The sequence below is a fragment of the Pseudomonas sp. Irchel s3h9 genome (genome assembly GCF_900187475.1).
GTDB lineage: Bacteria > Pseudomonadota > Gammaproteobacteria > Pseudomonadales > Pseudomonadaceae > Aquipseudomonas > Aquipseudomonas neuropathica.
Window position 1 is genome coordinate 20,551 of sequence record NZ_FYDH01000018.1, and the last position, 25,904, is coordinate 46,454.

Annotated in this window: 24 protein-coding genes, 2 tRNA genes and 2 pseudogenes; 16 read left to right on the plus strand and 12 right to left on the minus strand. The window is 58.9% G+C overall.

Going from position 1 to position 25,904, the window contains the following annotated elements; genetic code table 11:
- The first annotated feature begins 176 nt into the window (after nucleotides 1–176).
- The 5 genes and pseudogenes from CKW26_RS25310 (at nucleotide 177) to CKW26_RS25325 (ending at nucleotide 4,413) form a co-directional block, all read left to right on the plus strand.
- A complete protein-coding gene (locus CKW26_RS25310; protein WP_095050592.1) occupies nucleotides 177–1,490 on the plus strand; it encodes an MFS transporter in 1,314 nt (437 codons plus the stop codon).
- A gap of 206 nt (nucleotides 1,491–1,696) precedes the next feature.
- Nucleotides 1,697–2,383: pseudogene (locus CKW26_RS30565) on the plus strand (PAS domain-containing protein); the annotation flags it as partial.
- 102 nt (nucleotides 2,384–2,485) lie between these two features.
- Nucleotides 2,486–2,923 (plus strand): annotated as a pseudogene (locus CKW26_RS30570) (methyl-accepting chemotaxis protein); the annotation flags it as partial.
- 182 nt (nucleotides 2,924–3,105) lie between these two features.
- Nucleotides 3,106–3,705 (plus strand): flavin reductase family protein, encoded by a 600-nt coding sequence (locus tag CKW26_RS25320; protein ID WP_095050594.1) that lies wholly within the window; start codon nucleotides 3,106–3,108, stop codon nucleotides 3,703–3,705.
- Between the two features lie 75 nt (nucleotides 3,706–3,780).
- Nucleotides 3,781–4,413: a LysE family translocator gene (locus CKW26_RS25325; protein WP_095050595.1), complete on the plus strand. Its 633-nt coding sequence runs from the start codon at nucleotides 3,781–3,783 to the stop codon at nucleotides 4,411–4,413.
- Between the two features lie 81 nt (nucleotides 4,414–4,494).
- On the opposite strand, the gene ggt is transcribed toward CKW26_RS25325, so the two are convergent.
- Entirely contained in the window at nucleotides 4,495–6,327 is a 1,833-nt protein-coding gene (gene ggt / locus CKW26_RS25330) for a gamma-glutamyltransferase (RefSeq protein ID WP_095050596.1), read from the minus strand.
- A gap of 259 nt (nucleotides 6,328–6,586) precedes the next feature.
- Between ggt and CKW26_RS25335 the strand changes: the two genes are divergently transcribed.
- The 3 genes from CKW26_RS25335 (at nucleotide 6,587) to CKW26_RS30575 (ending at nucleotide 8,575) form a co-directional block, all read left to right on the plus strand.
- Nucleotides 6,587–7,687: a DUF2817 domain-containing protein gene (locus tag CKW26_RS25335; protein ID WP_095050597.1), complete on the plus strand. Its 1,101-nt coding sequence runs from the start codon at nucleotides 6,587–6,589 to the stop codon at nucleotides 7,685–7,687.
- Between the two features lie 190 nt (nucleotides 7,688–7,877).
- Nucleotides 7,878–8,270: a helix-turn-helix domain-containing protein gene (locus CKW26_RS25340; protein WP_245398004.1), complete on the plus strand. Its 393-nt coding sequence runs from the start codon at nucleotides 7,878–7,880 to the stop codon at nucleotides 8,268–8,270.
- 134 nt (nucleotides 8,271–8,404) lie between these two features.
- Nucleotides 8,405–8,575 (plus strand): SymE family type I addiction module toxin, encoded by a 171-nt coding sequence (locus CKW26_RS30575; protein WP_371917977.1) that lies wholly within the window; start codon nucleotides 8,405–8,407, stop codon nucleotides 8,573–8,575.
- Nucleotides 8,576–8,909: 334 nt separating this feature from the next.
- Here the strand turns inward: CKW26_RS30575 and CKW26_RS25350 are convergent.
- Together CKW26_RS25350 and CKW26_RS25355 are read right to left on the minus strand one after the other, a co-directional pair.
- Nucleotides 8,910–8,986: transfer RNA gene (locus CKW26_RS25350), tRNA-Met, on the minus strand.
- A gap of 115 nt (nucleotides 8,987–9,101) precedes the next feature.
- Nucleotides 9,102–11,159: a methyl-accepting chemotaxis protein gene (locus tag CKW26_RS25355; RefSeq protein ID WP_095050600.1), complete on the minus strand. Its 2,058-nt coding sequence runs from the start codon at nucleotides 11,157–11,159 to the stop codon at nucleotides 9,102–9,104.
- A 198-nt stretch (nucleotides 11,160–11,357) separates the two neighbouring features.
- Here CKW26_RS25355 and CKW26_RS29995 point away from each other — a divergent pair, with 198 nt between their 5' ends.
- Together CKW26_RS29995 and CKW26_RS25360 are read left to right on the plus strand one after the other, a co-directional pair.
- Entirely contained in the window at nucleotides 11,358–11,495 is a 138-nt protein-coding gene (locus CKW26_RS29995; protein WP_156685514.1) for a hypothetical protein, read from the plus strand.
- A gap of 104 nt (nucleotides 11,496–11,599) precedes the next feature.
- Nucleotides 11,600–12,817 carry an MFS transporter gene (locus tag CKW26_RS25360; protein WP_095050601.1) on the plus strand — a complete coding sequence of 406 codons (1,218 nt, stop codon included), beginning with the start codon at nucleotides 11,600–11,602 and terminating at the stop codon, nucleotides 12,815–12,817.
- Nucleotides 12,818–12,999: 182 nt separating this feature from the next.
- Here CKW26_RS25360 and ychF read toward each other — a convergent pair whose 3' ends face one another.
- The 8 genes from ychF to CKW26_RS25400 all read right to left on the minus strand — a co-directional run bounded on the left by ychF (nucleotide 13,000) and on the right by CKW26_RS25400 (nucleotide 19,921).
- The gene (gene ychF, locus CKW26_RS25365; RefSeq protein ID WP_007912904.1) at nucleotides 13,000–14,100 is read right to left on the minus strand and encodes a redox-regulated ATPase YchF; all 1,101 of its coding nucleotides are present in this window, start codon (nucleotides 14,098–14,100) and stop codon (nucleotides 13,000–13,002) included.
- A 22-nt stretch (nucleotides 14,101–14,122) separates the two neighbouring features.
- Nucleotides 14,123–14,707: an aminoacyl-tRNA hydrolase gene (gene pth, locus CKW26_RS25370; RefSeq protein WP_008079560.1), complete on the minus strand. Its 585-nt coding sequence runs from the start codon at nucleotides 14,705–14,707 to the stop codon at nucleotides 14,123–14,125.
- A gap of 171 nt (nucleotides 14,708–14,878) precedes the next feature.
- Nucleotides 14,879–15,481: a 50S ribosomal protein L25/general stress protein Ctc gene (locus CKW26_RS25375; RefSeq protein ID WP_095050602.1), complete on the minus strand. Its 603-nt coding sequence runs from the start codon at nucleotides 15,479–15,481 to the stop codon at nucleotides 14,879–14,881.
- Between the two features lie 141 nt (nucleotides 15,482–15,622).
- Entirely contained in the window at nucleotides 15,623–16,564 is a 942-nt protein-coding gene (locus tag CKW26_RS25380) for a ribose-phosphate pyrophosphokinase (RefSeq protein ID WP_003171603.1), read from the minus strand.
- Between the two features lie 45 nt (nucleotides 16,565–16,609).
- A tRNA-Gln gene (locus CKW26_RS25385) sits at nucleotides 16,610–16,684 on the minus strand.
- A 36-nt stretch (nucleotides 16,685–16,720) separates the two neighbouring features.
- Nucleotides 16,721–17,572 (minus strand): 4-(cytidine 5'-diphospho)-2-C-methyl-D-erythritol kinase, encoded by an 852-nt coding sequence (gene ispE / locus CKW26_RS25390; protein ID WP_095050603.1) that lies wholly within the window; start codon nucleotides 17,570–17,572, stop codon nucleotides 16,721–16,723.
- A 3-nt stretch (nucleotides 17,573–17,575) separates the two neighbouring features.
- Entirely contained in the window at nucleotides 17,576–18,193 is a 618-nt protein-coding gene (gene lolB, locus CKW26_RS25395; RefSeq protein ID WP_095050604.1) for a lipoprotein insertase outer membrane protein LolB, read from the minus strand.
- Nucleotides 18,194–18,196: 3 nt separating this feature from the next.
- Complete coding sequence (locus tag CKW26_RS25400; protein WP_095050605.1) at nucleotides 18,197–19,921, minus strand: tetratricopeptide repeat protein; 1,725 nt, start codon at nucleotides 19,919–19,921, stop codon at nucleotides 18,197–18,199.
- 182 nt (nucleotides 19,922–20,103) lie between these two features.
- Between CKW26_RS25400 and hemA the strand changes: the two genes are divergently transcribed.
- From hemA to CKW26_RS25430, 6 genes are all read left to right on the plus strand, one after another.
- Nucleotides 20,104–21,390: a glutamyl-tRNA reductase gene (hemA, locus tag CKW26_RS25405; protein WP_007951716.1), complete on the plus strand. Its 1,287-nt coding sequence runs from the start codon at nucleotides 20,104–20,106 to the stop codon at nucleotides 21,388–21,390.
- Nucleotides 21,387–22,469 carry a peptide chain release factor 1 gene (prfA, locus tag CKW26_RS25410; RefSeq protein WP_095050606.1) on the plus strand — a complete coding sequence of 361 codons (1,083 nt, stop codon included), beginning with the start codon at nucleotides 21,387–21,389 and terminating at the stop codon, nucleotides 22,467–22,469. The genes hemA and prfA overlap by 4 nt, the downstream gene beginning before the upstream one ends.
- On the plus strand, nucleotides 22,470–23,300 hold the full coding sequence (gene prmC, locus CKW26_RS25415; protein WP_095050607.1) for a peptide chain release factor N(5)-glutamine methyltransferase: 831 nt from the start codon (nucleotides 22,470–22,472) through the stop codon (nucleotides 23,298–23,300).
- Entirely contained in the window at nucleotides 23,294–24,049 is a 756-nt protein-coding gene (locus tag CKW26_RS25420; protein WP_095050608.1) for a molybdopterin-synthase adenylyltransferase MoeB, read from the plus strand. The genes prmC and CKW26_RS25420 overlap by 7 nt, the downstream gene beginning before the upstream one ends.
- Nucleotides 24,042–24,833, plus strand: a complete 792-nt coding sequence (gene murI, locus CKW26_RS25425; RefSeq protein WP_095050609.1) for a glutamate racemase — start codon at nucleotides 24,042–24,044, stop codon at nucleotides 24,831–24,833. The genes CKW26_RS25420 and murI overlap by 8 nt, the downstream gene beginning before the upstream one ends.
- A gap of 112 nt (nucleotides 24,834–24,945) precedes the next feature.
- Complete coding sequence (locus CKW26_RS25430) at nucleotides 24,946–25,464, plus strand: acyloxyacyl hydrolase (RefSeq protein ID WP_095050610.1); 519 nt, start codon at nucleotides 24,946–24,948, stop codon at nucleotides 25,462–25,464.
- A 132-nt stretch (nucleotides 25,465–25,596) separates the two neighbouring features.
- On the opposite strand, the gene CKW26_RS25435 is transcribed toward CKW26_RS25430, so the two are convergent.
- Complete coding sequence (locus tag CKW26_RS25435; protein ID WP_077574517.1) at nucleotides 25,597–25,902, minus strand: YkgJ family cysteine cluster protein; 306 nt, start codon at nucleotides 25,900–25,902, stop codon at nucleotides 25,597–25,599.
- Nucleotides 25,903–25,904: the final 2 nt, after the last annotated feature.

Below are 25,904 nucleotides of genomic sequence, written 5' to 3' on the forward strand. Positions count from 1 at the left end.
ACTGCGATTGATCGGTGCTGGCGTCGGCCCGCTGGACAGGCATTAACAGTAATTCAACTGCCAATGCTTTGTGAGCAGCTTTTGCAAAACCGGGACTATGGTCTAACGGGTTGTCCATCCGCGCATTTACGTAGACCATGGGCGCCTTGGTTTTTTGCCTGCCAGAGTTCTTTGCCATGACCGCCCAAACCACGGCCAAACCCGTGCCGTTCAGCCGTTCCGACTACAAGACCCTCGGCCTTGCGGCCCTTGGCGGGGCGCTGGAGATTTACGATTTCATCATTTTCGTATTCTTCGCCCTGACCCTCAGCCAGTTGTTCTTCCCGCCGGAAATGCCCGAATGGCTGCGCCTGCTGCAAAGCTTCGGGATTTTCGTCACCGGTTATTTGGCGCGGCCGCTGGGCGGGATTCTGATGGCGCATTTCGCCGACAAACTCGGGCGTAAGAAAGTCTTCAGCCTGAGCATCCTGATGATGGCGCTGCCGTGCCTGCTGATCGGGATCATGCCGACTTATGCCCAGATCGGTTATTTCGCGCCGCTGCTGTTGCTGGCGCTGCGCATCCTGCAGGGCGCGGCGGTCGGCGGGGAGGTGCCGAGTGCCTGGGTGTTTGTCGCCGAGCACGCACCGGCCGGCCATCGTGGTTACGCGTTGGGCTTTTTGCAGGCCGGGCTGACCTTCGGTTATCTGATCGGCGCGCTGACCGCGACGTTCCTCGCGCAAGTCTTCACCCCGGCGGAAATCCTCGATTACGCCTGGCGTTATCCGTTCCTGCTCGGTGGTGTGTTCGGCGTGATCGGCGTTTACCTGCGGCGCTGGTTGAGCGAAACACCGGTGTTCATGGCCATGGAGGCGCAACGCGAGGCGCGGGTCGAACTGCCGCTGCGTACGGTGTTGCGCGAACATCGACTGGCGATGCTGCCAGCGATGTTGCTGACCTGCGTGCTGACTTCGGCGGTAGTGGTGTTCGTCGTCATCACCCCGACCATGATGCAGAAAACCTTCGGCATGACCGCCAGCCACACCTTCGCCCTCAGCGCGTTGGGCATCGTCTTCCTCAATATCGGCTGTGTGATTGCCGGTCTGTTGGTTGATCGCCTCGGTGCCTGGCGCACGGTCATGCTCTACAGTCTGCTGCTGCCATTGGGTATCGGTGTGCTTTATGGCTGCCTGATCAGCGGTGGCGAGTGGATTGGCATTGCGTATGCCATTGCTGGTCTGGCGTGCGGTGTCGTCGGCGCTGTGCCATCAGTGATGGTCGGCTTGTTCCCCGCGCGTATCCGCGTGTCCGGCATTTCCTTCACCTACAACATTGCCTACGCGGCGTGGGCGAGCATTACACCGCTGTTGCTGATCGGTCTGATGCCGTGGAGCCCGTGGGTCTGTGTGATGTTCTGCGCGGTGACGGGCGTTGTGGGGCTATTGACGGCAGCGTATTTTGGCGCGCGAATGCCGCGCACAGGACAATGTCAGGTGGCCGGAGCTGCCTGACAGCGTTCGCTCGAACTATTTTTGACCGACGGGTCGCAAACGCTCTTCAGAAAAGCTTTTCAAGGCCGATGGCTAGGCTGTATCCCGCTTTCTATCCTGCCCATCGGTACTTCCCCATGTTCAACAAACGCCTGAAGCAAGAGCTGACCGCTCTTCGTGAAGAACTCTCCAGCCTTGTGCAGGTGAAGGAAAGCCTGGAAAGCGAGATGCTGGTGCTGTGCCTGGAACCTGACGGGCGCATTCAATCGGTCAACCAGAACTTCCTCACCGAGATGTTCTACAAGAGCCAGGACCTGATCGGTCGAGCGATTGAAGATATCGTCCCGGCCCACGTAAAGACCGACGAATTCCATCACCGCTTCAAAAACGCCATGACCCGCGGCGAGCATTTCGCCGGTGCCGTGCGCCTGTTGCGCGGCAATGGTGAGGAGGCGTGGCTGCGTTCCATCGTGCAACCGGTGCGTTCTTCGGACGGGCGGATCAAGCACATTTCGCTTTACGCCAGCGACCTGACCCGCACCATCGAAGCCTCGCGTGAACACGAAAACCTGATCGGTGCGCTGGTGCGTTCGACGGCGGTAATCGAGTTCGACCTCAACGGTAATGTGCTCAACGCCAACGATCGCTTTCTCAGCGGCATGGGTTACAGCCTGGCGCAGATCAAGGGCAAACATCACCGCATGTTCTGCACGCCGGAGGAATACAACAGCGCCGAGTACCAGAATTTCTGGCGTCGTCTGAACAATGGCGAGTTCGTGGCCGAGCGCTTCAAACGTGTCGACAGCCATGGTCGTACGGTGTGGCTGGAGGCGTCCTACAACCCGGTGGTCGATGCCAACAACAAACTGTACAAAGTGGTGAAGTTCGCCACGGTGATCACCGATCAGGTCAACCGCGAGCAAGCCGTCGCCGACGCGGCGAGCATTGCCTACAGCACTTCGCAGCAAACCGACAGCACCGCCCAGCGCGGTACCACGGTGGTGACTGAAGCAGTAAACGTAATGCGTGATCTGTCGCGGCACATGCAGGCCGCCGGTGAGGGTATCGAAGCGCTGAACGAGCAGTCGCAGGTGATCGGCACCATCGTCAAAACCATCAGCGGCATTGCCGAACAGACCAACCTGCTGGCGCTCAATGCTGCCATCGAAGCGGCCCGTGCCGGCGAGCAGGGCCGAGGCTTTGCGGTGGTGGCTGACGAAGTGCGGCAACTGGCGTCGCGCACCAGTCAGGCGACTGAAGAGATCGTCACCGTGGTGCGGCAGAACCAGGAAATGGCACGCAATGCCGTGGCCCTGATGACCGACGGCAAGCTTCAGGCTGAACAAGGGCTGGCGCTGGCGGCAGAGGCGGGCACAGTGATTGTCGAGATTCAGGACGGTGCGCAGAAGGTCGTCAACGCAGTGGGCCAGTTTGCCAATCAACTCTCCCACTGACCTGCACACAACCTCTGTAGGAGCTGTCGAGTGAAACGAGGCTGCGATCTTTTGATCTTGACTCCGAGGATCAACATCAAGATCAAAAGATCGCAGCGTGCCGCAGCTCCTACAGAGTTTTCACCTGCCTGTATTTCGATGCTGGCGCTACAATCGGCTCCTTTTCCCCGGAGCAGATTCCCATGAGCGATTCCCACCGCCGCCCGGTGCCCCTGAACAAAGCCTACCGTTTGCTCAACCACGGGCCGACCGTGCTGGTCAGCGCCGCCCACGACGGCCAGCGCAACATCATGGCTGCCGCCTGGGCGATGCCGCTGGATTTCGAACCGCCGAAAGTCGCCGTTGTCCTCGACAAATCCACCTGGACCCGCCAGTTGCTCGAAGCGTCCGGCACCTTCGTGCTCAACGTCCCGTGCGTCAATCAGGCTGACATCGTGCAAACCGTCGGCAATACGTCGGGTCTGGACATCACCCAAACCCAGGGACAAGACAAATTTCAGGCTTACGGTTTACAGACCTTCAATGGCGAACAAGTCGAAGCACCTTTGCTAGACGGCTGCGTCGCTTGGCTGGAATGCCGTTTGCTCCCGGAGCCGCGCAATCACGAGCAGTACGACCTGTTTCTCGCCGAAGTCATCGCCGCCCATGCCGATGAGCGTGTGTTCAGCGACGGGCGCTGGCATTTCGAAGGGCACGATGGTTTGCGCACGTTGCACCACGTGGCGGGTGGGCATTTCCTCAAGATCGGTGATGCGGTGGATGGTAAGACGCTAGCGGTCTGAATAAAGGCTGATGGCAAAACATTACCGGATGTTGCAAGGTAGAGGGCATCGTCGAACCGATCAGGCGCATGCCCCATGGATCTTTCCCTTTCAAGTTATCTGGCGCCGTTGCTGTCGTTGGCCCTGTTGTGGACGGTGGCCGTGGTCACGCCCGGCCCGAACTTCTTCAACATCGCGCAACTCGCGGTCAGCCGCTCCCGCCGACACGGTGTAGTCGCGGCGCTCGGCGTGGCCAGCGGAACCGTGTTGTGGGGGCTGGCGGGTGGCCTGGGCATTCAGTCGCTGTTCAGCGCCGCACCAACGTTGTACTTGAGCTTCAAGATTGCCGGTGGTTGCTACCTGATCTATCTCGGGCTCAAGCAGTTCAAGCGCAAGGCGCCGATAGTCCCAGGCACGCTCGATACCTCGGAGCAAACGTTGCTTGGCGCTTACGGACGGGGCTTTCTGGGCAACATGACCAATCCCAAATCCGCACTGTTCGTCGCCACCATCTTCGCCACCGCCATGCCGGCTCACATCCCGCCACTGATGCTGGCGCTGGCGGTGCTGACCATGGCGACGTTGTCGTTCAGTTGGTATTGCTGCGTGGCGCTGTTCTTCGCCAGTCGGCGGATCGCCGGTGTGTATGAGCGTTCGCGACAATGGCTGGATCGCTTCGCGGGCGGATGCTATCTGTTGTTTGGGGTGCATCTGGTGGCTAATCGCTGAGCCGGGGAATGTCCCGAGTTAAATCAGTTGCAAACAAAAGGCCTACCTCGCGGTAAGCCTTTTTTGTTTTGCGTCCTAGCCTCAATCCCCCAACGCTTCGCCTTCCCGCCGTGGATCCGCGCCCCCCTCCAACGACGCTTTCCCCTGCGCATTCTTGACCCGCACGATGGCCTGGGTGCCGCTGGTCATGTCGATTTCATTTACCGCATGCCCTTTGTCTTTCAGCGCCTGAATCAGCGCCGGGCTGAACTGGCCTTGTTCCAATTCGGTCGGGCCATTGCGGCTGCCGAAGTTGGGCAGGCTGATGGCGCTTTGCGGGTCGAGGTTCCAGTCGAGCAGGCCGACGGTGGTTTTCGCCACGTATTCGATGATTTGCGAACCGCCCGGCGAGCCGACCGTGGCGACGAATTCGCCGCTGTGGCGATCGAAGATCAGCGTTGGCGCCATCGACGAACGCGGGCGTTTGCCCGGTTCGACGCGGTTGGCGACTTTCTGCCCGTTCTCTTCAGGGATGAACGAGAAGTCGGTCATCTGGTTGTTCAGCAGAAAACCCTGAACCATCAGGTGCGAGCCGAACGCGGCTTCGATGGTGGTGGTCATCGACACAGCGCCGCCGAGGTCATCCACCGCGACCACTTGCGAGGTGGAGATGCGCAGCGGCGAACGGTCCGGGGCGTAGGCGACCTGCAGACCCGGTGGCGTGCCCGGTTTGGCGCTGCCCATGCTGCGTTCGCCTATCAGGCTGGCGCGGCTGGCCAGATAACCCGGGTCGACCAGGCCTTTGACCGGCACCGGCACGAAGTCGGTGTCGGCGACGTATTGCGCGCGGTCGGCGTAGGCCAGACGTTCGGCCTCGGCGATCAAATGCACGGCCTGCGGATCCGGTTCAATGCCGGCCGGTTTATCGGTCTTCAGCGGTTTGAGCGGTGTCAGCGAAAGACGTGGATCGCGGGTTTCCAGCGCCTGCAACGTGCCGAGAATCTGCGCCACGGCGATCCCGCCCGACGACGGTGGCGGCATGCCGCAGACCTGCCAGCGTTTGTAGTCGGTGCACAGCGGCGCGCGTTCCTTGGCCTGATAGCGCTGCAGATCGTTCAGCGACAGGCTGCCGGGGTTGGCGTGGCCTTGCACTTTGGCGACGATTTCTTCGGCGATTGGGCCTTTGTACAGTGCGTCCGCACCTTCGTTGGCGATGCGTTTGAGCACTGCGGCCAGAGCCGGGTTTTGCAGGCGCGTGCCGACGGCTTTGACGCTGCCATCGGCGTTCAGGAAATACTTGGCCATGTCCTGCGACTGGCGAATGACTGGATCTGATTCCAGCAGCGAATGCAGGCGCGGCGAAATGGCAAAGCCTTGCTCGGACAGTTTAATCGCCGGTTCAAACAGCTTGGCCCACGGCAGGCGACCGTGTTGTTTATGTGCCATCTCCAGCGCGCGCAACACGCCCGGTGTACCGACCGAGCGACCGCCGATCTGCGCCTGAGGGAACGACATCGGCTGGCCATCGGCACGCAAGAACAGCTTTTCGGTCGCGCCGGCCGGTGCGGTTTCGCGGCCGTCATACGTGCGCACTTGTTTACCGTCCCACAACACGATCATTGCGCCGCCGCCGATCCCGGAAGACTGCGGCTCAACCAGGGTCAGCACCGCTTGCATCGCAATCGCCGCATCAATCGCCGAACCGCCTTGACGCAGCATTTCGCGACCGGCCTCAGCAGCCAGAGGATTGGCAGCGGCAGCCATGTGTTTGCTGGCGTGACGGGTTTGCAGGTCGGTGCGGAAACCGGAAGCGGCTTCCGGGGCCAGCGGCAAAGTCGAGGAGGGCGGGGCGTTGCAGGCGGTGAGGGTCAGGGCGCTGATGATCAGCGTCAGGGCAGGCAGGCGAAAGCGGCTCAAGGGCAAGGCTGAAAACACGCGGGCTCTCCGTCCGTGGGATAAAAGTCTCAGGGACTTTATCGACCGCTCGGTCGCGACGCAAACCGATGGGCATTTTTGTCTTTCTTTTCGGGGCGGATGTTCGCTAGGGTCAACCGCAATCGACCGACCGCACACGTCCCCTGTAGGAGTGAGCCCGCTCGCGATAGCGGTGGGTCAGTCAGCAATGATGTTGAATGTGATAACGCTATCGCGAGCAGGCTCACTCCTACAATTACAAGATCAACAAGAGACCGATATGCACAGCGAGTTCCCCACCGAATCCAGCTACCGCGATCAACGCGAACAGTTCATCGCCGCCGCTAACGCCGCCGGTGCCACGCTCACCTCGTACGCCCATCCACGCTGCGGCCCCTTTGGCGAACCCCTGAGCACCGACGTCGCCGTGCTCGGCGATCCACAGGCCAAACGCCGACTGGTAGCGCTCAGCGGTACGCACGGTGTTGAGGGCTATTACGGCTCGGACTGCCAGATCGAATGGCTGAAAACCTTCGAACCTGGTTCGCTGCCCAAGGATGTCGCGGTGGTCATGGTTCACCTGATCAACCCATGGGGCACGGCGTGGTTGCGCCGGGTCAACGAAGACAACATCGACCTCAACCGCAATCATCTGGATTTCACCGGGCCGCTACCGGATAACCGCGCATACGCCGCACTGCATGAAATCTACGCCTGCACCGATTTGCACGGCCCCGAGCGCCAACGTGCGGATGCCTTGCTCGATGCGCAAATCAACGAACACGGCTGGCCGGCGGTGATGTCGATTGTCGAGGGTGGTCAACACAGCCATCCCGACGGACTGTTTTACGGCGGCCGCGCGCCGAGCTGGTCGAATCGCACCTTGCACCAAATCATCAAAACGCATCTGGCTGGCGCTGAAACCGTGATGTGTTTTGACCTGCACACCGGTGCTGGCGAATACGGTCATCCGATGTTGCTGACCATCACCCAGGCGCCTTACCCGGCACTCGCGCAGGCCCAGGCAATTTATGGCTCTTGGCTTTACACCCTGCACACCGGCGCCGACACCTTGAGCGAAACCGGAGTGGCCGCGACTGCCACCGGTTACACCTCACAGGCGTTGCTTAATGCATTGCCGGACGTGCAATTGATGCCGTTCGTGATCGAGTGCGGGACGTATCCGGGGCCGGATGTGCATCGGCATTTGCGTGATGACCAGTGGCTGCATTTGCACGGTGATCCGCTGGATGCGATAGGGCGCGAGATCAAACTGAATCTGCTTGAGCAGTTCTATCCAACTGATCCGGATTGGCGGGCGATGGTAGGTATGCGCACTCGGCAAATCTGGGCGAAAGGGTTGTCGGCGTTGGCTTGCTGAAAAGGCATTTCGCGCCTGTAGTACCTCGCCGCAACTTGGCGGTTGCTCTGCATTTTTCCTACAGGTTTTTCAGGTCGACAACTTACGCGCCCTTACCTGAGGATGGTTTTTATCGTTTTTTCCAGGATGGATTTCAGATGAAAAGGATGAGTCCGTTGCCATTCAACTCTATGTTCAGTCGGCCATTGTCATGAGTGTTTCCAATGAGGACCGCGATTTTCTGGTGGCGATGGGCAGTCGCATTGCTCACTTACGCACAGTTCACGAGATCACACAGACTCGGTTTGCACGGGCTTTAGGTCTTTCCCGGCAAACCTTTCAGGGCTACGAGGAGGGCACTCGCAGCATGCCGGTCACGACACTGGTGAAGATGGCATTTGCGCTTCGCGTGCCTGTTGAAGACCTGCTCGGCGTTCCCTCGTACACGGAGAGGCCCAGACGCAGCTTGACCTCGACGTGGTATCGACGGCTGCAGTCCATCAATGAACTTTCGAAGGTCCAACAGAAGGTCATTGCGCAGATGCTCGACGCGCTGATCGCGCAGGCAGCGACCAAAACGAGCAACGAAGAAAAAGAAGTTTGAAGTAACCCAAAGAACGCGGAACCAAGGTGCACGAACACCCTGGCCCCGCTAACCAAAAGCAGCTAGACAGGAGCTAATCATGGCTAAAACCAATCATACGTCATCAACCCCCCATCACTGAACGCCGGCTGAAAATCGCCGCTGATTTTTACCCCGTCCACACCAAGGAAAAAACCTACAGCCCCGCCAAACCGGTGCCCTGGATCAGGCTTCGCGGACTGTGGTTACGACAGGCAGGATTCGAGGTAAACGAAAACGTCAAAGTGCGTGTGATGAAAGGGTGTCTGGTGATTACAGCGGAATAGATGAATCGTCCGAGTAAAGCCGCAACGCTATTTGCGTAGGAAAAAACGCCGCTAACCCTCAAGGGATAGCGGCGTTTTTTCTCAAATAGCGCTTTTGATTATCTTGAATTTTGTGGCGGGCGAGGCCGGTATTACTTGGCTAAAAGCCTGATTGTGAGGAAGGCATTATCTTGAATTTGATATTGGCTTATGTGAAAAAAGGCGAAGTGCAAACTGTAAGCACTGATCCAATCGAAAGGGCTGAAGAAAGGCCTTCTGTAGGTGGGGAGCCGGAGGGGGGATTATTGCAGGCATAAAAAAACGGCCTACCTTTCGGTAAGCCGTTTTTAGTACTTGGTGGCTACACAGGGACTTGAACCCCGGACCCCAGCATTATGAATGCTATGCTCTAACCAACTGAGCTATGTAGCCAAGTGGCGCGCATTATTCCCCTGAAATGGAAAAGCGTCAAGCGTAAATTTAAAATATTTCTTCTTATTTTCAACCGCTTATCCTCCAGCCCGGAAAATCCGGGCCGGGCGGGGCATCAACGCAGCTGAAATCTTGCCGTATTGGCGCTCAAGGCGTGGCTGCCCCGACTCAGGGTATCCGCCGCAAGGTTCACCGCGCGTGCGCCTTCGAGCAGACGCACGGCCGCCTGATCGACCTGCTGGATATTGCCGCTGACTTCGTCGGCGGTGCTCGCCTGTTCCTCAACCGCCGTGGCGATCTGCGCCAACGTGTCGGTAACGCTTTGCACGGCGCTGGCGATTTCACCCAAACGTTCACCGAGACCGGTGACTGACTCGGCATCGGTTTGCGCCTGGCCGCAGGCAGCTTCCATCAAACTCACGGCTTCGTTGACCGTTGCGCGCAAACTGTCGACCGTACCGGCGATCTGCGCAGTTGACGACTGTGTACGTTGCGACAGGCTGCGCACCTCGTCGGCGACCACGGCAAAGCCGCGACCCTGTTCACCGGCGCGTGCGGCTTCAATGGCTGCGTTGAGCGCGAGCAGGTTGGTCTGTTCGGCAACACCGCGAATGGTGTCGACCACCAATTGAATCTGCTGACCTTGTTCACTGACCCGACCGAGTGCCGCTGCAGTTTCGTTCAAACGCTGATTGAGCTGCTGAATACTTGCCGTAGTGCGTTGGCTATCGCGGCTGCTGTCAGCGGCAATGCGCCGGGTGTGCTGAGCGCTGCCGGAGGCCTGTTCGCAGCTTTGCGCCACGCCTTGCGAGGTCGCGGCCAATTGCGTGGCAGCAGCGGCGATCTGGCTGATCTGCAACTGTTGCGCCTCGACTTCGCTGAGGGCGCCGCTGGAATGCTCGTTGAGACTGCGCACGGCGCTGCTCAGTTGCGAAGTCTCGTGATCGACGCCAAGCATGCTGCTACGCAGTTGCACCACGGCCACGTTGAGTGCAGTGCTGATCGCCGCGAGTTCATCACGACCCACGACCGGCACTTGCAAACTCAGATTGCCATCGCGCAGGGCTTCGGCGAGTAGGGTGATGCCGCTGGCGCTGCGACGGATCGAGGCTTGCAGGCAGACAAACAGGTACAACGCCGCGAGCAGCAGGCAGCCGAAAATCGCCGCGACGATGATGAACTGACGAATCGCCGAGCTGTGGTAGGCATCGAGTCGTTGATCCAGCGACACCAGCGATTGCTGGCGCAGTGCGGCTAGGTCGGTCAGCAGCGCATCGAGGCTGCGTTCGAACTCTTCGGGTTTGAGATTGATAGAGCCGCCGAACACGCCGTCGTCCAACACCTTCAGACCGCTGTCGAGGTTTTTGAGGCTGTCGTGGTATTGGCTGGCCCAGCTCTGCTGATCTTGCGGCAGACGTGCTTCGAGCAGCGTGGCCGTTTTGACCAGTTGCTCGCGGGCGTCACCGATGCGGCTGCGCAGGTCGCGCAACTGCAAACGGCTTTGCAGGGTGAATTGGCCGGAGACGACCGAGGCCTGGCCGACGGCGGCAAGGCGTCCAACGCGTTCGATCAGGTCCGGGGCGTGTTGCGTGGAGATCTGCGTGAGCAGATAGGTTTCCAGCCACGGCGCGAGGGTCAGGCGATTGTCCATGACGATCTGCTCGCGCAACGCTTGCAGGGCGCTGAGGGCGTTGGTGAAACGGTCGTAACCGTCCGGCCACCAACCGACACCGCTGAGGCTTTTCGAGTCCAGGCCGTTGAGCGCGGTTTGCAGCGCTTGATAGCGGGTGAGTGTTTCCCCCTCGGCGCCTTCATTTTTCAGCGCAGCGCCTAAATCGGTGGTGGCTTGCAGAACCGCCGGTTGCACCGCGTCGAATGCGCCCATGGCGGCGAGGGTGGCCGGCGTCGGTTGGCGATTGGTTTCCGTGGCGCGCCAACGCGCGGCGCGGTCACGTTGGGCGGCGAGCAGGTTGTCCAGCGCATCCAGCGCGAGCAACTGACGCACGCCGGCACGTTCGCCGGAAATCAGATTGAGTTTGTCGCGATAGTCCTGGCCAATCATCAACAGGCTGCCGGCCAACGGCAGAATGAACAGCAGAAACAACAACTGGAATTTACCTGCGAAGCCAAACCGCCCCAGCAATTTGATCCCCGGTGAAAGGAAAGCCTGCATGCCTCATGACTCCTCTGGACACCACGCACCATTGGCGTGCATCGCGGTCGTTCGACGTTGATGTTGTGCCCTGCTAAAAGGCCTCGAAAGTTCACTCTCGCCCGCTCTGTAGGCCGGCTCTGTAGCGAAACTTCCCAATGTCGGTCGCCTTTGTAAGGCGCCCGCGTTCAAGGGATGAAACAAGGCAAGATTCAGACCATGGCGTTGCGCTATCACCTTGCCGAACACCCTGCCCCTGTAGGAGCTGACGCAGGCTGCGATCTTTTGATCTTTGTTTTTAAGATCAAGATCAAAAGATCGCAGCCTGCGGCAGCTCCGACAGGAATTGATCTGTGATTCAGTTGGTTAGTTAGCTGGCTAAGGGGATGGCGCTGGCGCACCGAAAAATGGCACATTGACGCACCTGCCTGCGTGCACCCATCTGCTGTCCGGAAACTTTCATGGCTATCAGCAACGTTCAGACCGCCGCTGCCTCGGCGCCCGCTGCTCCGCAAAGCAGCCCATTGGTGATGCGTATCATCGGCGCGGTGGCGCTGGCGCATTTGATCAACGATCTGATCCAGTCGGTGCTGCCGTCGATCTACCCGATGCTCAAGGCCAATTACGGCCTGACGTTTACTCAGGTCGGCTTGATCACTTTGACCTTTCAACTGACTGCGTCGCTGTTGCAGCCGTGGGTCGGTTATCACACCGATCGGCATCCGAAACCGTGGCTGTTACCAGCCGGTTCGATCTGCACGCTGATTGGCATCGTGATGATGTCGATGGTCGGCAGTTTCCCGTTGATTCTGCTGGCGGCGGCGCTGATTGGTATTGGCTCTTCGACGTTCCACCCGGAAGCCTCGCGGATTGCCCGACTGGCCTCGGGCGGACGCTTTGGCCTGGCGCAGTCGACCTTTCAGGTCGGCGGTAACGCCGGTTCCGCGTTCGGCCCGTTGCTGGCGGCGGCGATCATCATTCCGTTCGGTCAGGCCAACGTGGCGTGGTTCGGCTTGTTCGCGGTGTTTGCGTTATTCGTGCTGTACCGCATCAGTCGCTGGTACGCCCATCACTTGAACCTGTTCAAGCTCAAGGCCGGTCAGGCAGCGACTCACGGGCTGTCGAAGGGCAGGGTGACCAGTGCGTTGGTGGTGCTGGGGCTGTTGGTGTTCTCCAAGTATTTCTACATGGCCAGCCTCACGAGCTATTTCACGTTCTACCTGATCGAGAAGTTCGACCTGTCGGTGGCCAGTTCGCAGTTGCACCTGTTCCTGTTCCTCGGTGCGGTGGCGGCGGGCACGTTCTTTGGCGGGCCGATCGGCGACAAGATCGGGCGTAAGGCGGTGATCTGGTTCTCGATCCTCGGCGTCGCGCCGTTCACGCTGCTGATGCCTCACGTCGATCTGTTCTGGACGACCGTTCTCAGCGTGGTGATCGGCTTCATTCTGGCTTCGGCGTTCTCGGCGATTGTGGTGTACGCGCAGGAATTGGTGCCGGGTAATGTCGGGATGATTGCCGGGGTGTTCTTCGGTTTGATGTTTGGTTTTGGCGGGATTGGCGCGGCGTTGCTGGGGCACCTGGCGGATATTCACGGGATTGAGTACGTGTATTTCCTCTGCTCGTTCCTGCCGTTGTTTGGCGTGTTGGCAATCTTCTTGCCGCGTACCAAAAAGGCCTGATTCACGCATTTCCCATTGTAGGAGTGAGCCTGCTCGCGATAGCGGTGTGTCAGTCAGCACATCTGTAGCTGATAGAACGCTATCGCGAGCAGGCTCACTCCTACAGGGGGAATGTGTTGAGGCATAAATTTCAGGCACAAAAAAGCCGCGTATCAAACGCGGCTTTTTCTTGGGCGTAACGCTTACACGTTGAAGCGGAAGTGCATCACGTCGCCGTCCTTGACGATGTAATCCTTGCCTTCCAGGCGCCATTTACCGGCTTCTTTGGTACCGGCTTCGCCCTTGTACTGGATGAAGTCGTTGTAGGCGATGACTTCGGCACGGATGAAGCCTTTCTCGAAGTCGGTGTGGATCACGCCGGCAGCCTGAGGTGCGGTGGCACCGACTTTGACGGTCCAGGCGCGGACTTCTTCGACACCGGCGGTGAAGTAGGTCTGCAGGTGCAGCATTTCGTAACCGGCGCGGATCACGCGGTTCAGGCCAGGCTCTTCCAGGCCCAGGGCCTCGAGGAACATGTCCTTCTCTTCGCCGTCATCGAGCTCGGCGATTTCAGCTTCGATCTTGTTGCAGACCGGAACGACCATCGCGCCTTCTTCTTCGGCGATGGCGCGAACCACGTCCAGGTGCGGGTTGTTCTCGAAACCGTCTTCAGCAACGTTGGCGATGTACATGACCGGTTTGGTGGTCAGCAGGTGGAAGCCCTTGATCACGGCCTTTTCGTCAGCGCTCATGTTCTTCATCAGGCTGCGCGCCGGTTTGGCTTCGGTGAAGTGCGCGATCAGTTGCTCAAGCAATGCTTTCTGAACGACTGCATCCTTGTCACCGCCCTTGGCGTTGCGCGCAACTTTCTGCAGTTGCTTCTCGCAGCTGTCGAGGTCGGCGAAGATCAGTTCCAGGTCGATGATTTCGATGTCGCGTTTCGGGTCGACGCTGTTGGAAACGTGGATCACGTTTTCGTCTTCGAAGCAGCGCACCACGTGAGCGATGGCGTCGGTCTCGCGGATGTTGGCGAGGAACTTGTTGCCCAGGCCTTCACCTTTCGAGGCGCCGGCAACCAGGCCCGCGATGTCGACGAATTCCATGGTGGTCGGCAGGATGCGCTTCGGATTGACGATGGCCGCCAGTGCTTCCAGACGCGGATCCGGCATCGGCACGATGCCGCTGTTCGGCTCGATGGTGCAGAAGGGGAAGTTCTCGGCCGCGATACCGGATTTGGTCAGGGCGTTGAACAGGGTGGACTTGCCGACGTTAGGCAGGCCGACGATGCCGCAATTGAATCCCATGGTGTTTCCCCTCGGAGTAGAGTCAGGCCTTCTGGCTGTGCAGGTTTTTCATCGCGCGGTTCCATTCACCGGCGAGGATATCCGGCAGCACGCCGAGGGCAAAGTCGATGCTGGCATCGAGTTTTTCCTGTTCGGCGCGTGGCGCACGACCCAGGACGAAATTTGAAACCATACTGGCGACGCCCGGGTGGCCAATGCCAAGCCGCAGGCGGTAGAACGTATTCTGATTGCCCAGTTGCGCAATGATGTCGCGCAACCCGTTGTGACCGCCATGGCCGCCGCCCTGCTTGAGCTTGGCAACGCCCGGAGGCAAGTCGAGTTCGTCATGCGCCACCAGAATTTCTTCAGGCTTGATGCGGAAGAAACCGGCGAGTGCCGCCACGGCCTGGCCGCTGCGGTTCATGTAAGTGGTGGGAATCAGCAGACGAACATCCTGACCCTGATGCGAATAGCGCCCGGTCAGGCCAAAATATTTGCGATCGGCCACAAGATTCACATTCTGTGCGTGGGCGATGCGCTCAACAAAAAGGGCCCCTGCGTTATGCCGGGTCTGGTCGTATTCGGCGCCTGGATTACCCAGGCCAACGATCAGTTTGATGGCAGTCACGATAGGGGCCCTTCCTTTGAGTGGTGAGTAACATCGCCGCAATCAGGCAAAGCGGCGAAAGTGGACGAAAAATGCTCATTTACCATGGATGTAAACTCCGCGTTCTCGCCCGCTTTCTCGCTACGTTCCAGTCCGCGATGTTACTTGCTCACTCAGGCTAAACAGAGTGAATTACTCTGCTGCGCCTTCTTCGGTAGCTTCTGGAGCAACGCGTGGAGCGTGTACGTTTGCAACAGCTTTGTCGTCACCGTGAGCCAGTGCAACGAACTCAACGCCTTTAGGGGCTTTGAGGTCGGACAGGTGGACGATTGCGCCGATTTCCAGAGCCGACAGGTCGACTTCGATGAACTCAGGCAGATCTTTCGGCAGGCAAGTTACTTCGATTTCGTTCAGGACGTGCGAGATCTCGCCGCCTTTCTTGATCGGAGCTTCTTCACCAACAAAGTGCACAGGCACGATAGCGGTCAGTTTCTGACCGGCTACGACGCGTACGAAGTCAGCGTGCAGAACGTGACCCTTGGACGGGTGACGTTGCAGAGCTTTGATGATGACGTTCTGCTTTTTGCCGCCAACGTTCAGTTCGATAACGTGGCTGTAGGCAGCTTCGTTTTCGAGCAGTTTGGCAACTTCTTTGGCCAGCATGCTGATGGATTCAGGGGCTTTTTCGCCACCGTAAACAACAGCTGGAACCAGAGCGGCGAGACGACGCAGGCGGCGGCTCGCACCTTTCCCCAGGTCGGAACGCACTTCAGCATTCAGAGTAAAATCGTTCATTTTGTATCTCCAAAATAGCCATGACCGAGTGGCGTTTGCGACCAGCGCCGAACACGGTATGGGCAAAAAAGCCCCGCCCCGGCAGGAATGCCGGGGCGGGGCGCTTTTCGTCAACGAGACATTTCGAGAAGGGCAGGGCCCTTAACGGAACATCGCGCTGATCGATTCTTCATTGCTGATGCGGCGAACCGCTTCGGCAACAACCGGTGCGATATCCAGTTGACGGATACGTGCACAGGCTTGTGCTGCAGCGGACAGCGGGATGGTGTTAGTCACCACCAGCTCGTCCAGCACGGAATTTTCGATATTCTCGATGGCCCGACCCGACAGCACAGGGTGTGTGCAGTAGGCAAAGACCTTGGCTGCGCCATGCTCTTTCAGGGCCTTGGCCGCGTGGCACAGAGTGCCGGCGGTATCGACCATGTCATCGACCAGAATGCAGGTACGCCCTTCGACATCACCGATGATATGCATCACTTCAGAGTGATTGGCTTTCTCACGGCGTTTGTCGATGATCCCGAGATCCACGCCCAGGGATTTGGCAACGGCACGTGCACGCACGACGCCACCAATGTCCGGGGATACGATCATCAGGTTTTCGAAGCGCTGATCTTCAATGTCATCCACCAGAACCGGGGAGCCGTAGATGTTATCTACCGGAATATCGAAGAAACCCTGAATCTGGTCAGCATGCAGATCAACCGTGAGAACACGGTCGATGCCGACTACGGTAAGCATGTCAGCAACGACTTTCGCGCTGATAGCCACACGTGCGGAACGCGGACGGCGATCCTGACGGGCATAACCAAAATAAGGAATAACAGCAGTGATACGAGTAGCCGAGGAGCGGCGGAAGGCATCAGCCATCACTACCAGTTCCATCAGGTTATCGTTGGTCGGGGCGCAAGTCGGCTGAATAATGAAAACGTCTTTACCGCGAACGTTTTCATTGATCTCGGCAGTAATTTCGCCGTCGGAGAACTTACCGACAGAGATGTCACCGAGAGGGATATGCAGCTGACGTACAACACGCCGAGCCAGATCGGGGTTAGCATTCCCCGTAAAGACCATCATCTTGGACACGCGCAGTACCTAGAGGCTGAGGGTAACCTGGATGAGTATAGAAAATGGCAGGGGCGGCTGGATTCGAACCAACGCATGGCAGGATCAAAACCTGCTGCCTTACCGCTTGGCGACGCCCCTGTATCTGTTGCATCAAGTGCCGTGCACTTGGTTCCTTTAGAGCAGACTTTGCAGCTTGCGGTGCAACATCGAAACGTTGCTGCCTTTGGCTACAAACCCTGTAAGGGTCTCTGTCAGAAGGGCCGAGACTTTATCAGCTTCAGCTTTGCTTGGGAAGCCCCCAAACACACAACTTCCAGTTCCGGTGAGCTTTGCTTCGGTAAATTTACCTAACAAATCCAATGCGTTACGTACTTCTGGATAACGCCTTGCAACCACCGGCAAGCAGTCATTTCGACTGTTTCCCTCGGGAACGGGGCGCACTTTAATGGGCGGCGTGTTACGTGTCAACAAAGGATCGGAAAAAATTTCTGCCGTACTTACAGAGACTTGCGGCACGAGCACCAGATACCACGGTTCTTCGGGATCCACGGGGGTGAGTTTCTCGCCCACGCCCTCGGCAAACGCCGCGTGGCCACGGACGAAAACCGGTACGTCGGCCCCCAGCGAAAGGCCCAGTGCGGCCAGGCGATCTTCATCCCAGCTCAACTGCCACAAATGATTAAGGCCGAGCAAAGTCGTCGCCGCGTTCGAACTGCCGCCACCGATGCCGCCGCCCATGGGCAGGACTTTATCAATCCAGATATCGATGCCGAGCGTGCAACCGGACTGTTGCTGGAGCATTTTTGCTGCACGCACGATCAGGTTGCTGTCATGCGGCACGCCGGCGAACTCGGTGTGCAGTTGAATCACACCGTCATCACGCACGGCAAAAGTGATTTCATCGCCGTAATCGACAAACTGAAACAGCGTCTGCAACTCGTGATAACCGTCTTCACGGCGACCGAGAATGTGCAGCATCAGGTTGAGTTTGGCCGGCGACGGCAGGGTCAGGCGTGCAGCGGTCATGGGTTACTGCCCCAACTTGCGCGGTTGCCAGGTCTTGATCACCAGCGTCACGTCGAGGTCAGTGCCGTGCAGTTTGATGCGCTCGGGCAACCAGTAACCGTTTTGTTCGGTGTAAGCGGTGTATTCGACCTTCCAGCCATCCTGTTCCAGGTTGGCCAGACGGCTGTCGGCGTCCAGGTTCAGGCGACTTTTGCTGTCTGGAGCGGGCAGGCCACGCACCCACCAGGCCAGATTCGACACCGGCAGTTTCCAGCCAAGCTGTTCTTCGAGCAAGGCTTCCGGGGACTGCGATTCGTAGCGCCCCTGATTGGCGACTTCCAGCGACACTTTGCCCGGACGCCCGGTCAGTCGCGCGGCGCCACGACCCAGCGGGCCGGACAGGCGAATGTCGTAATAGTCCTGACGTTGCAGCCAGAAGAGCGTGCCGCTACCGGAATCTTTCGGCGCGCGGATGCCAATCTTGCCGTCGATCTGCCAGCCATCAAGGCCGGTCAGCTGTTGTTTGTTAGCGGCCCATTGAGCCGGACTGCCGTGGCCCTCGACCGATTCGCGGGTACCAAAACCCGAGCAGCCGGCGAGCAGGGCGATGAAGCTGAAAACAATAACGTGGCGCGAAAACATGGGTTAGAGAGTCTCGGATCCGGTCAGGCGCTTGATGGTGCTGCGCAGAATGGTGCTGTCGGGCTGATCCTTGAGGAATTTGCCCCAGATTTGTTTGGCTTCACGCTGGTTGCCCTTGGTCCACAACACTTCACCGAGGTGCGCGGCGACCTCGTGATCAGGGAAGCGCTCCAGCGCCTGACGCAGATATTTCTCGGCGTCATCCAGATTGCCCAGGCGGTAATTCACCCAGCCGAGGCTGTCGAGTACGGCTGGGTCTTCCGGATTGATCTGGTGCGCCTGCTCGATCAGCGCTTTCGCTTCAGCGTAGCGTGTGGTGCGGTCGGACAAGGTGTAGCCGAGCGCGTTAAGCGCCATGGCGTTGTCCGGATCGCGCTTGATGATCAGGCGCAGGTCTTTTTCCATCTGTGCCAGATCATTGCGTTTTTCCGCGAGCATCGCCCGGGTGTAGAGCAGATTCAGGTCGTCCGGGTATTGCTGCAAGGCGTGTTGCAAGACTTTCCAGGCCTTGTCGTCCTGTTTGTTGGCCGACAGGGTTTCCGATTCGATCAGATAGAGCTGAATCGCGTAATCCGGTTGCTCGTCGCGCTGGGCGGCGAGTTTGCTCTGCGCTTCAGCGGTCTTGCCGTTGTTCATCAAGATATCGGCCTGACGCAATTGCGCCGGCAGGTAATCATTGCCCGGGCCAACCTGGGCGTATTCGATAAGGGCGCCTTGCGGGTCGTTGCGCTCTTCAGCGATGCGACCGAGGTTCAGGTGCGCCGAATCGACGTGACTTTCGCGGGCGATCAAATCTTCCAGATAACCCTTGGCCTCGTCCCAGGCCTTGGCTTCCAGGCAGACCAAGGCCAGCGAGTAACGCAGTTCGTCGTCTTCCGGGTATTGCTGAACCAGACTGGAAAACTCGGCCTTGGCGTCGTCCATGCGGTCTTGCTCAACCAGCATGCGCGCGTAAGTCAGGCGCAGGCGTTTGTCGTCCGGGTACTTCTTGATGCTTTTTTGCAGCAGGGGCAGCGCTTCGTCGCCACGGTTCAGCAATTGCAGCAGGCGCGCGCGCAGCAGAATCGGGGCGATCTCGCCTTCTTCCGGCGGGTGGTCTTCGAGCAATGCCAGTGCGGCTTTGTTGTCGCCGTCCTGTTGCAACAACAGGGCCTTGCCGAAAATCAGCTGGCTGTTGTTCGGATGGCGCTGCAACAAACGGTCGAAACTTTTCATCAGGCCGTTACGGGTTTCCTGATCGGTATCGGCGGCCGACAGCGCGAGGAAGTCGAAATGGGTATCGCCCTTACCCTGCAGGACTTTCTCCATATAGACCATCGAGTCGTCATAACGCCCGGCACGCGCCAGTTGCACGGCCGCGGCGCGTTGCGCTTCGAGGTCGTCCGGGGCGTTTTTCGCCCAGATCAGCGCGGTATCGAGGGCCGGTTGATCGGCGCCCAGATATTCGGCGATACGGAACGCACGCTCGGAGACACCCGGATCCTGGGTGTTGATGGCCTGGGTTACGTAGTTATCCAGGGCAATGTCGAAACGATTGCGCTGGCCGGCGAGTTCGGCGCTCAACAGGCTGAAAACGGTTTCCTCGCTGAACGAGCTGTAAACCTTGGGCTTTTCAGGCGCGGGCGTGGTGTCTTCGACCGAAGGCGTACCGTCCGGCGAAACGGGCGCCAAGGCCTGGCAGCCGCTGAGGAAGACAAAAGCGAGGAGCAACGCGGAAGATCTATTCATATAGGAAGAGGACGACTAACCTGCGGTCGGATCATCATGACACAAGCCTTCGGCCAAACATAACCGAGACTCAATTGTGCCCATTATAGGGGCTGACGATTGGGACAATAGTCAGCGGTAGTTGTTCTGAATCTTTCGAAGGTGGACAATTGCCGGCTTCACGTCACCATCAGCGACCTTGAATGGCCTTCCTTGCACTCGGTATCAACCACAAGACTGCTTCAGTAGACGTCCGCGAGCGCGTGGCTTTTACTCCTGAACAGCTGGTGGAGGCCTTGCAGCAGCTCTGCCGACTGACCGACAGCCGCGAAGCTGCGATCCTCTCCACCTGCAATCGCAGTGAGCTTTATATAGAACAGGATCAGCTTTCGGCCGATATCGTGCTGCGCTGGCTGGCCGACTATCACCATTTAAGCCTCGATGAGCTGCGCGCGAGTGCTTATGTGCATGAAGATGATGCGGCAGTTCGTCACATGATGCGCGTCGCCTCCGGGCTCGACTCGCTGGTGCTGGGCGAGCCGCAAATTCTCGGTCAAATGAAATCGGCCTACGCCGTGGCCCGCGAGGCCGGCACCATCGGGCCGCTGCTGGGGCGGCTGTTTCAGGCAACCTTCAATGCCGCCAAACAGGTACGCACCGACACCGCCATCGGTGAAAACCCGGTATCAGTTGCGTTTGCCGCCGTCAGCCTGGCCAAGCAGATTTTCAGTGATTTGCAGCGCAGTCAGGCTTTGTTGATCGGCGCCGGCGAGACCATCACTTTGGTCGCCCGCCATTTGCACGAACTGGGCGTCAAGCGCATCGTCGTTGCCAACCGCACTCTGGAACGGGCCAGTCTGCTGGCCGAGCAGTTCGGTGCTCACGCGGTGTTGCTCTCGGACATCCCGGCCGAACTGGTGCGCAGCGATATCGTCATCAGTTCAACCGCCAGTCAGTTGCCGATTCTTGGCAAGGGCGCGGTGGAAAGCGCATTGAAACTGCGCAAGCACAAACCGATCTTTATGGTCGACATCGCCGTTCCCCGGGATATCGAGCCGGAAGTCGGCGAGTTGGACGACGTTTACCTCTACAGCGTTGACGATCTCCACGAAGTGGTCGCCGAAAACCTCAAGAGCCGCCAAGGCGCAGCGCAAGCCGCCGAAGAGATGGTCTCGGTCGGCGCTGACGATTTCATGGTGCGCCTGCGCGAACTGGCGGCGGTCGATGTGCTCAAGGCCTATCGTCAACAAAGCGAACGCCTGCGCGACGAGGAGCTGCAAAAAGCCCTGCGCCTGCTGGCCAATGGCGGCAACGCCGAAGACGTGCTCGGACAACTGGCCCGTGGCCTGACCAATAAACTGTTGCATGCGCCCAGTGTGCAACTGAAAAAGCTTTCTGCCGAAGGCCGCCTCGATGCGCTGGCCATGGCCCAGGAACTCTTTGCCCTCGAGGGCTCACCGGATAGCTTTTCGGATAAAAAACCGCAATGAAAGCGTCACTGCTCAATAAGCTGGACATCCTCCAGGACCGTTTCGAGGAACTGACCGCGCTGCTCGGCGACGGCGAAGTCATTGCCGATCAGGCCAAATTCCGCGCTTATTCCAAGGAATACGCCGAACTTGAGCCGGTGGTACAAGGCTATAAAAAGCTGCTCAGCGTACAAAGCGATCTTGAAGGCGCGCAGGCGCTGCTCAAGGACAGCGACCCGGACATGCGTGAAATGGCCGTGGAAGAAGTCCGCGAAGCCAAGGAATTGCTGATCACCCTGGAAGCCGACCTGCAACGCATGTTGCTGCCCAAGGATCCCAACGACGGCCGTAACGTCTTTCTCGAAATCCGTGCCGGCACCGGTGGCGACGAGGCGGCGATCTTCTCCGGCGACCTGTTCCGCATGTACTCGCGTTACGCCGAGCGGCGCGGCTGGCGTGTCGAGATCCTGTCGGAAAACGAAGGCGAACACGGTGGCTATAAAGAAGTCATCGCCCGCATCGAAGGCGACAACGTTTACGGCAAGCTGAAATTCGAATCCGGTGCGCACCGCGTACAGCGCGTGCCTGCTACCGAATCACAGGGCCGTATCCACACCTCGGCCTGCACCGTGGCGGTATTGCCCGAGCCGGACGAGCGCGAAGCCATCGAGATCAACCCGGCGGATTTGCGCGTCGATACGTTCCGCTCCTCCGGGGCCGGCGGTCAGCACGTTAACACCACCGACTCGGCGATCCGCATCACGCACATACCGACCGGCACTGTCGTCGAGTGTCAGGAAGAACGTTCCCAGCACAAGAACCGCGCTCGGGCGATGGCCTGGCTGTCGGCCAAACTCAACGATCAGCAAACCGCAGCGGCGGCCAACGCGATCGCCAGCGAGCGTAAATTGCTGGTTGGCTCGGGCGACCGTTCCGAGCGAATTCGTACCTACAACTTTGCTCAGGGCCGGGTCACTGACCATCGCGTCAACCTGACCCTGTACTCCCTTGACGAAATTCTTGCCGGTGGCGTTGAAGCGGTGATCGAGCCATTGCTGGCCGAATACCAGGCTGACCAACTCGCAGCGATAGGTGAATAAATGACCATCATTGCCAGCCTGTTGCGTGCCGCGGAATTGCCGGATTCACCGACTGCGCGTCTGGATGCCGAGTTGCTTCTCGCCGCTGCACTGGGCAAATCGCGCAGTTTTCTGCACACCTGGCCCGAGCGCATCGTGCCGAGCGAAGCGGCGCTGACTTTTGCCGAGTACTTGCAACGCCGCCGTAGCGGTGAACCGGTGGCTTATATTCTCGGGCAGCAGGGCTTCTGGAAACTCGATCTTGAAGTCGCGCCGCACACGCTGATTCCGCGTCCTGACACTGAATTGCTGGTGGAAGCGGCGCTGGAGTTGCTCCCCGCGACGCCGGCCAAAGTGCTCGACCTCGGCACTGGCAGTGGCGCAATTGCGTTGGCCTTGGCCAGCGAACGTCCGGCGTGGAAAGTCACTGCCGTGGATCGCGTACTCGAAGCCGTGGCCTTGGCCGAACGCAATCGTCAGCGTCTGCATTTGAACAACGCCACGGTGCTGAGCAGTCATTGGTTCAGCGCGCTGGAAGGTCAGCGTTTCCAGTTGATCATCAGCAATCCGCCGTACATCGCTGCGGCCGATCCGCATCTGGTCGAGGGCGATGTGCGCTTCGAACCGGCCAGTGCGCTGGTTGCCGGTGAGGATGGACTCGACGATCTGCGTTTGATCGTCGCGCAGGCTCCGGAACATCTGGAGGCCGCTGGCTGGCTGATGCTCGAACACGGCTATGATCAAGCCGAAGCCGTGCGCGATTTGCTGCTCACGCGCGGTTTTGAAGAGGTCCACAGCCGCACCGATCTGGGCGGCCATCAACGCATCAGTCTGGGGCGCCTGCCGTGCTGAATGATCAGGAATTGCTGCGCTACAGCCGGCAGATTCTGCTGCAACACATCGACATCGATGGGCAACTGAAGCTCAAGGACAGTCGCGTGTTGATCGTCGGCCTCGGCGGTCTCGGCGCTCCGGTGGCGTTGTATCTCGCGGCGGCGGGTGTCGGTGAATTGCATCTGGCGGATTTCGACACGGTCGATCTGACCAATCTGCAACGCCAGATTATTCACGACACCGACAGCGTCGGTATGAGCAAGATCGACTCGGCGCTCAAGCGTTTGACGGCGATCAATCCAGAAATCCAACTGGTCGCTCATCGTCAGGCACTGGACGAGGATTCTCTCGCTGCTGCCGTGGCGGCGGTGGATCTGGTGCTCGACTGTTCCGATAATTTTTCCACCCGCGAAGCGGTCAACGCCGCGTGTGTGGCGGCGTGCAAACCTTTGGTCAGTGGCGCGGCGATTCGGCTGGAAGGGCAGTTGTCGGTGTTCGACCCGCGTCGTGCCGAGAGTCCGTGTTACCACTGTTTATATGGGCACGGCAGCGAAGCCGAACTGACTTGCAGCGAAGCCGGTGTGGTCGGGCCGCTGGTCGGCCTGGTTGGCAGCCTGCAAGCACTGGAAGCCTTGAAGGTTTTGGTCGGTTTTGGCGAACCACTGGTGGGGCGCTTGTTGTTGATCGATGCCCTCGGTTCGCGTTTCCGCGAGTTGCGGGTCAAACGCGATCCGGGTTGCAGCGTCTGTGGTCCGCGCCATGCGTGAAGCGCCGATCGGCGTGTTCGACTCCGGCGTCGGCGGCTTGTCGGTGCTGGCGGAAATCCAGCGTTTGCTACCCAATGAATCGCTGCTCTATGTCGCTGATTGCGGGCACATTCCCTACGGTGAGAAAACCCCTGAATTCATTCGCCAGCGCTGCAGCGTGATGGCCGGGTTTTTCCGCGAGCAAGGCGCCAAGGCCTTGGTCATCGCGTGCAATACTGCGACGGTCGCGGGTGTCGCCGATCTACGCCGTGATTTCCCTGACTGGCCGCTTGTCGGCATGGAGCCTGCGGTCAAACCTGCCGCTGCCGCGACCCGCAGCGGAGTGGTCGGTGTGCTCGCCACCACCGGCACGTTGCAGAGCGCCAAGTTCGCCGCACTGCTTGATCGCTTTGCCACCGACGTGCGCGTGATTACTCAGCCATGTCCCGGTCTGGTCGAGCTGATTGAAAGCGGCGATCTGCACAGCGCCGAGTTGCGCCAGTTGCTGCAAGGGTATGTCGAGCCACTGTTGGCCAGCGGTTGCGACACGATCATTTTGGGCTGCACCCACTATCCCTTTCTCAAGCCGATGCTCAAATCGATGATCCCCGCGGACATTAGCCTGATCGATACTGGCGCTGCTGTGGCGCGGCAACTTCAGCGGCTTTTGGCGGAGCGCGATTTGCTCGCTGTCGGCCCGAACCAACCGGTCAGATTCTGGACCAGCGCCGATCCTGAGTACTTCAAAAACATCCTGCCACTGCTCGGACAAAACGCTGGCGAAGTGCAAAACTTCGACTTGTAAAAAAATTGTGAAATAACTAAAAAATCAGCTGAACTTCTAAGTAGGCGCCAGCTTCTATAGCGAAGAGTTATCTAGAAAACCAAACGATCGTTCCGGAAAAGGAAGTTTCAACGTGAAGCGACTATTCTGCTTGGCCGCGATTGCGGCCGCACTGATGGGGCAAAGTATTACTGCACAAGCGGCAGGTGTTGAGTTTGCGGTGGGGGCCACCAGCGACTCGACCATGACGTACCGCTTGGGCATGAATTTCGACTGGGACAAGAGCTGGCTGCAAAGTGACGTCGGTCGTCTGACCGGTTACTGGAGCGGGGCTTACACCTACTGGGAAGGCGACAAGACCTCCAGCAACAACAGCCTGTCGCTCTCGCCGGTATTTGTTTATGAGTTTGCCGGTGAATCGGTCAAACCGTATGTCGAGGCGGGGATCGGCGTAGCCGCGTTCTCCAATACCAAGTACGAATCCAATAATCTCGGCGGCTCTTTCCAGTTCGAAGACCGCTTCGGTTTTGGTCTGCGTTTCAATGGCGGACATGAAGTCGGGATTCGTGCGACGCACTATTCCAACGCCGGTCTGGCCAGTGACAACGACGGTGTAGAAAGTTACTCGCTGCATTACACGATGCCGCTCTAACGGCTAAACGCTTGACCCCTGTGGGAGCGAGCCTGCTCGCGAAAGCTGTTTCATGTTCAACGAAGATGTTGAATGAAAGACCGCTATCGCGAGCAGGCTCACTCCTACATTTGTTTTGGGGTGTTCTTGTGATCAGCGGTAGGCAGTCGTGATGCCTTTGCGTTCTTCAATGCACTCCGGCGCGCCCATCTCGAACTCGCGGCAAATCAGCGGACGCTTCTCATAGATCGTGCACATCATCGTGTCGCGATCCAGCGCCGCGCACCAGCCGTCATCCAGACGCAGCATCACTTCGCCGCCCCACTCATCGGTATCGATAAAGCGATCAGGCACGCCAGTGTCGGTGATCAGCATCACTTCGAGCTGGCAACAACACGCCGCGCAGGTCGAGCAAGTGACCGCCGGTTCCGTGATTTGTTGGTGGGGAATGGTCTTCATGG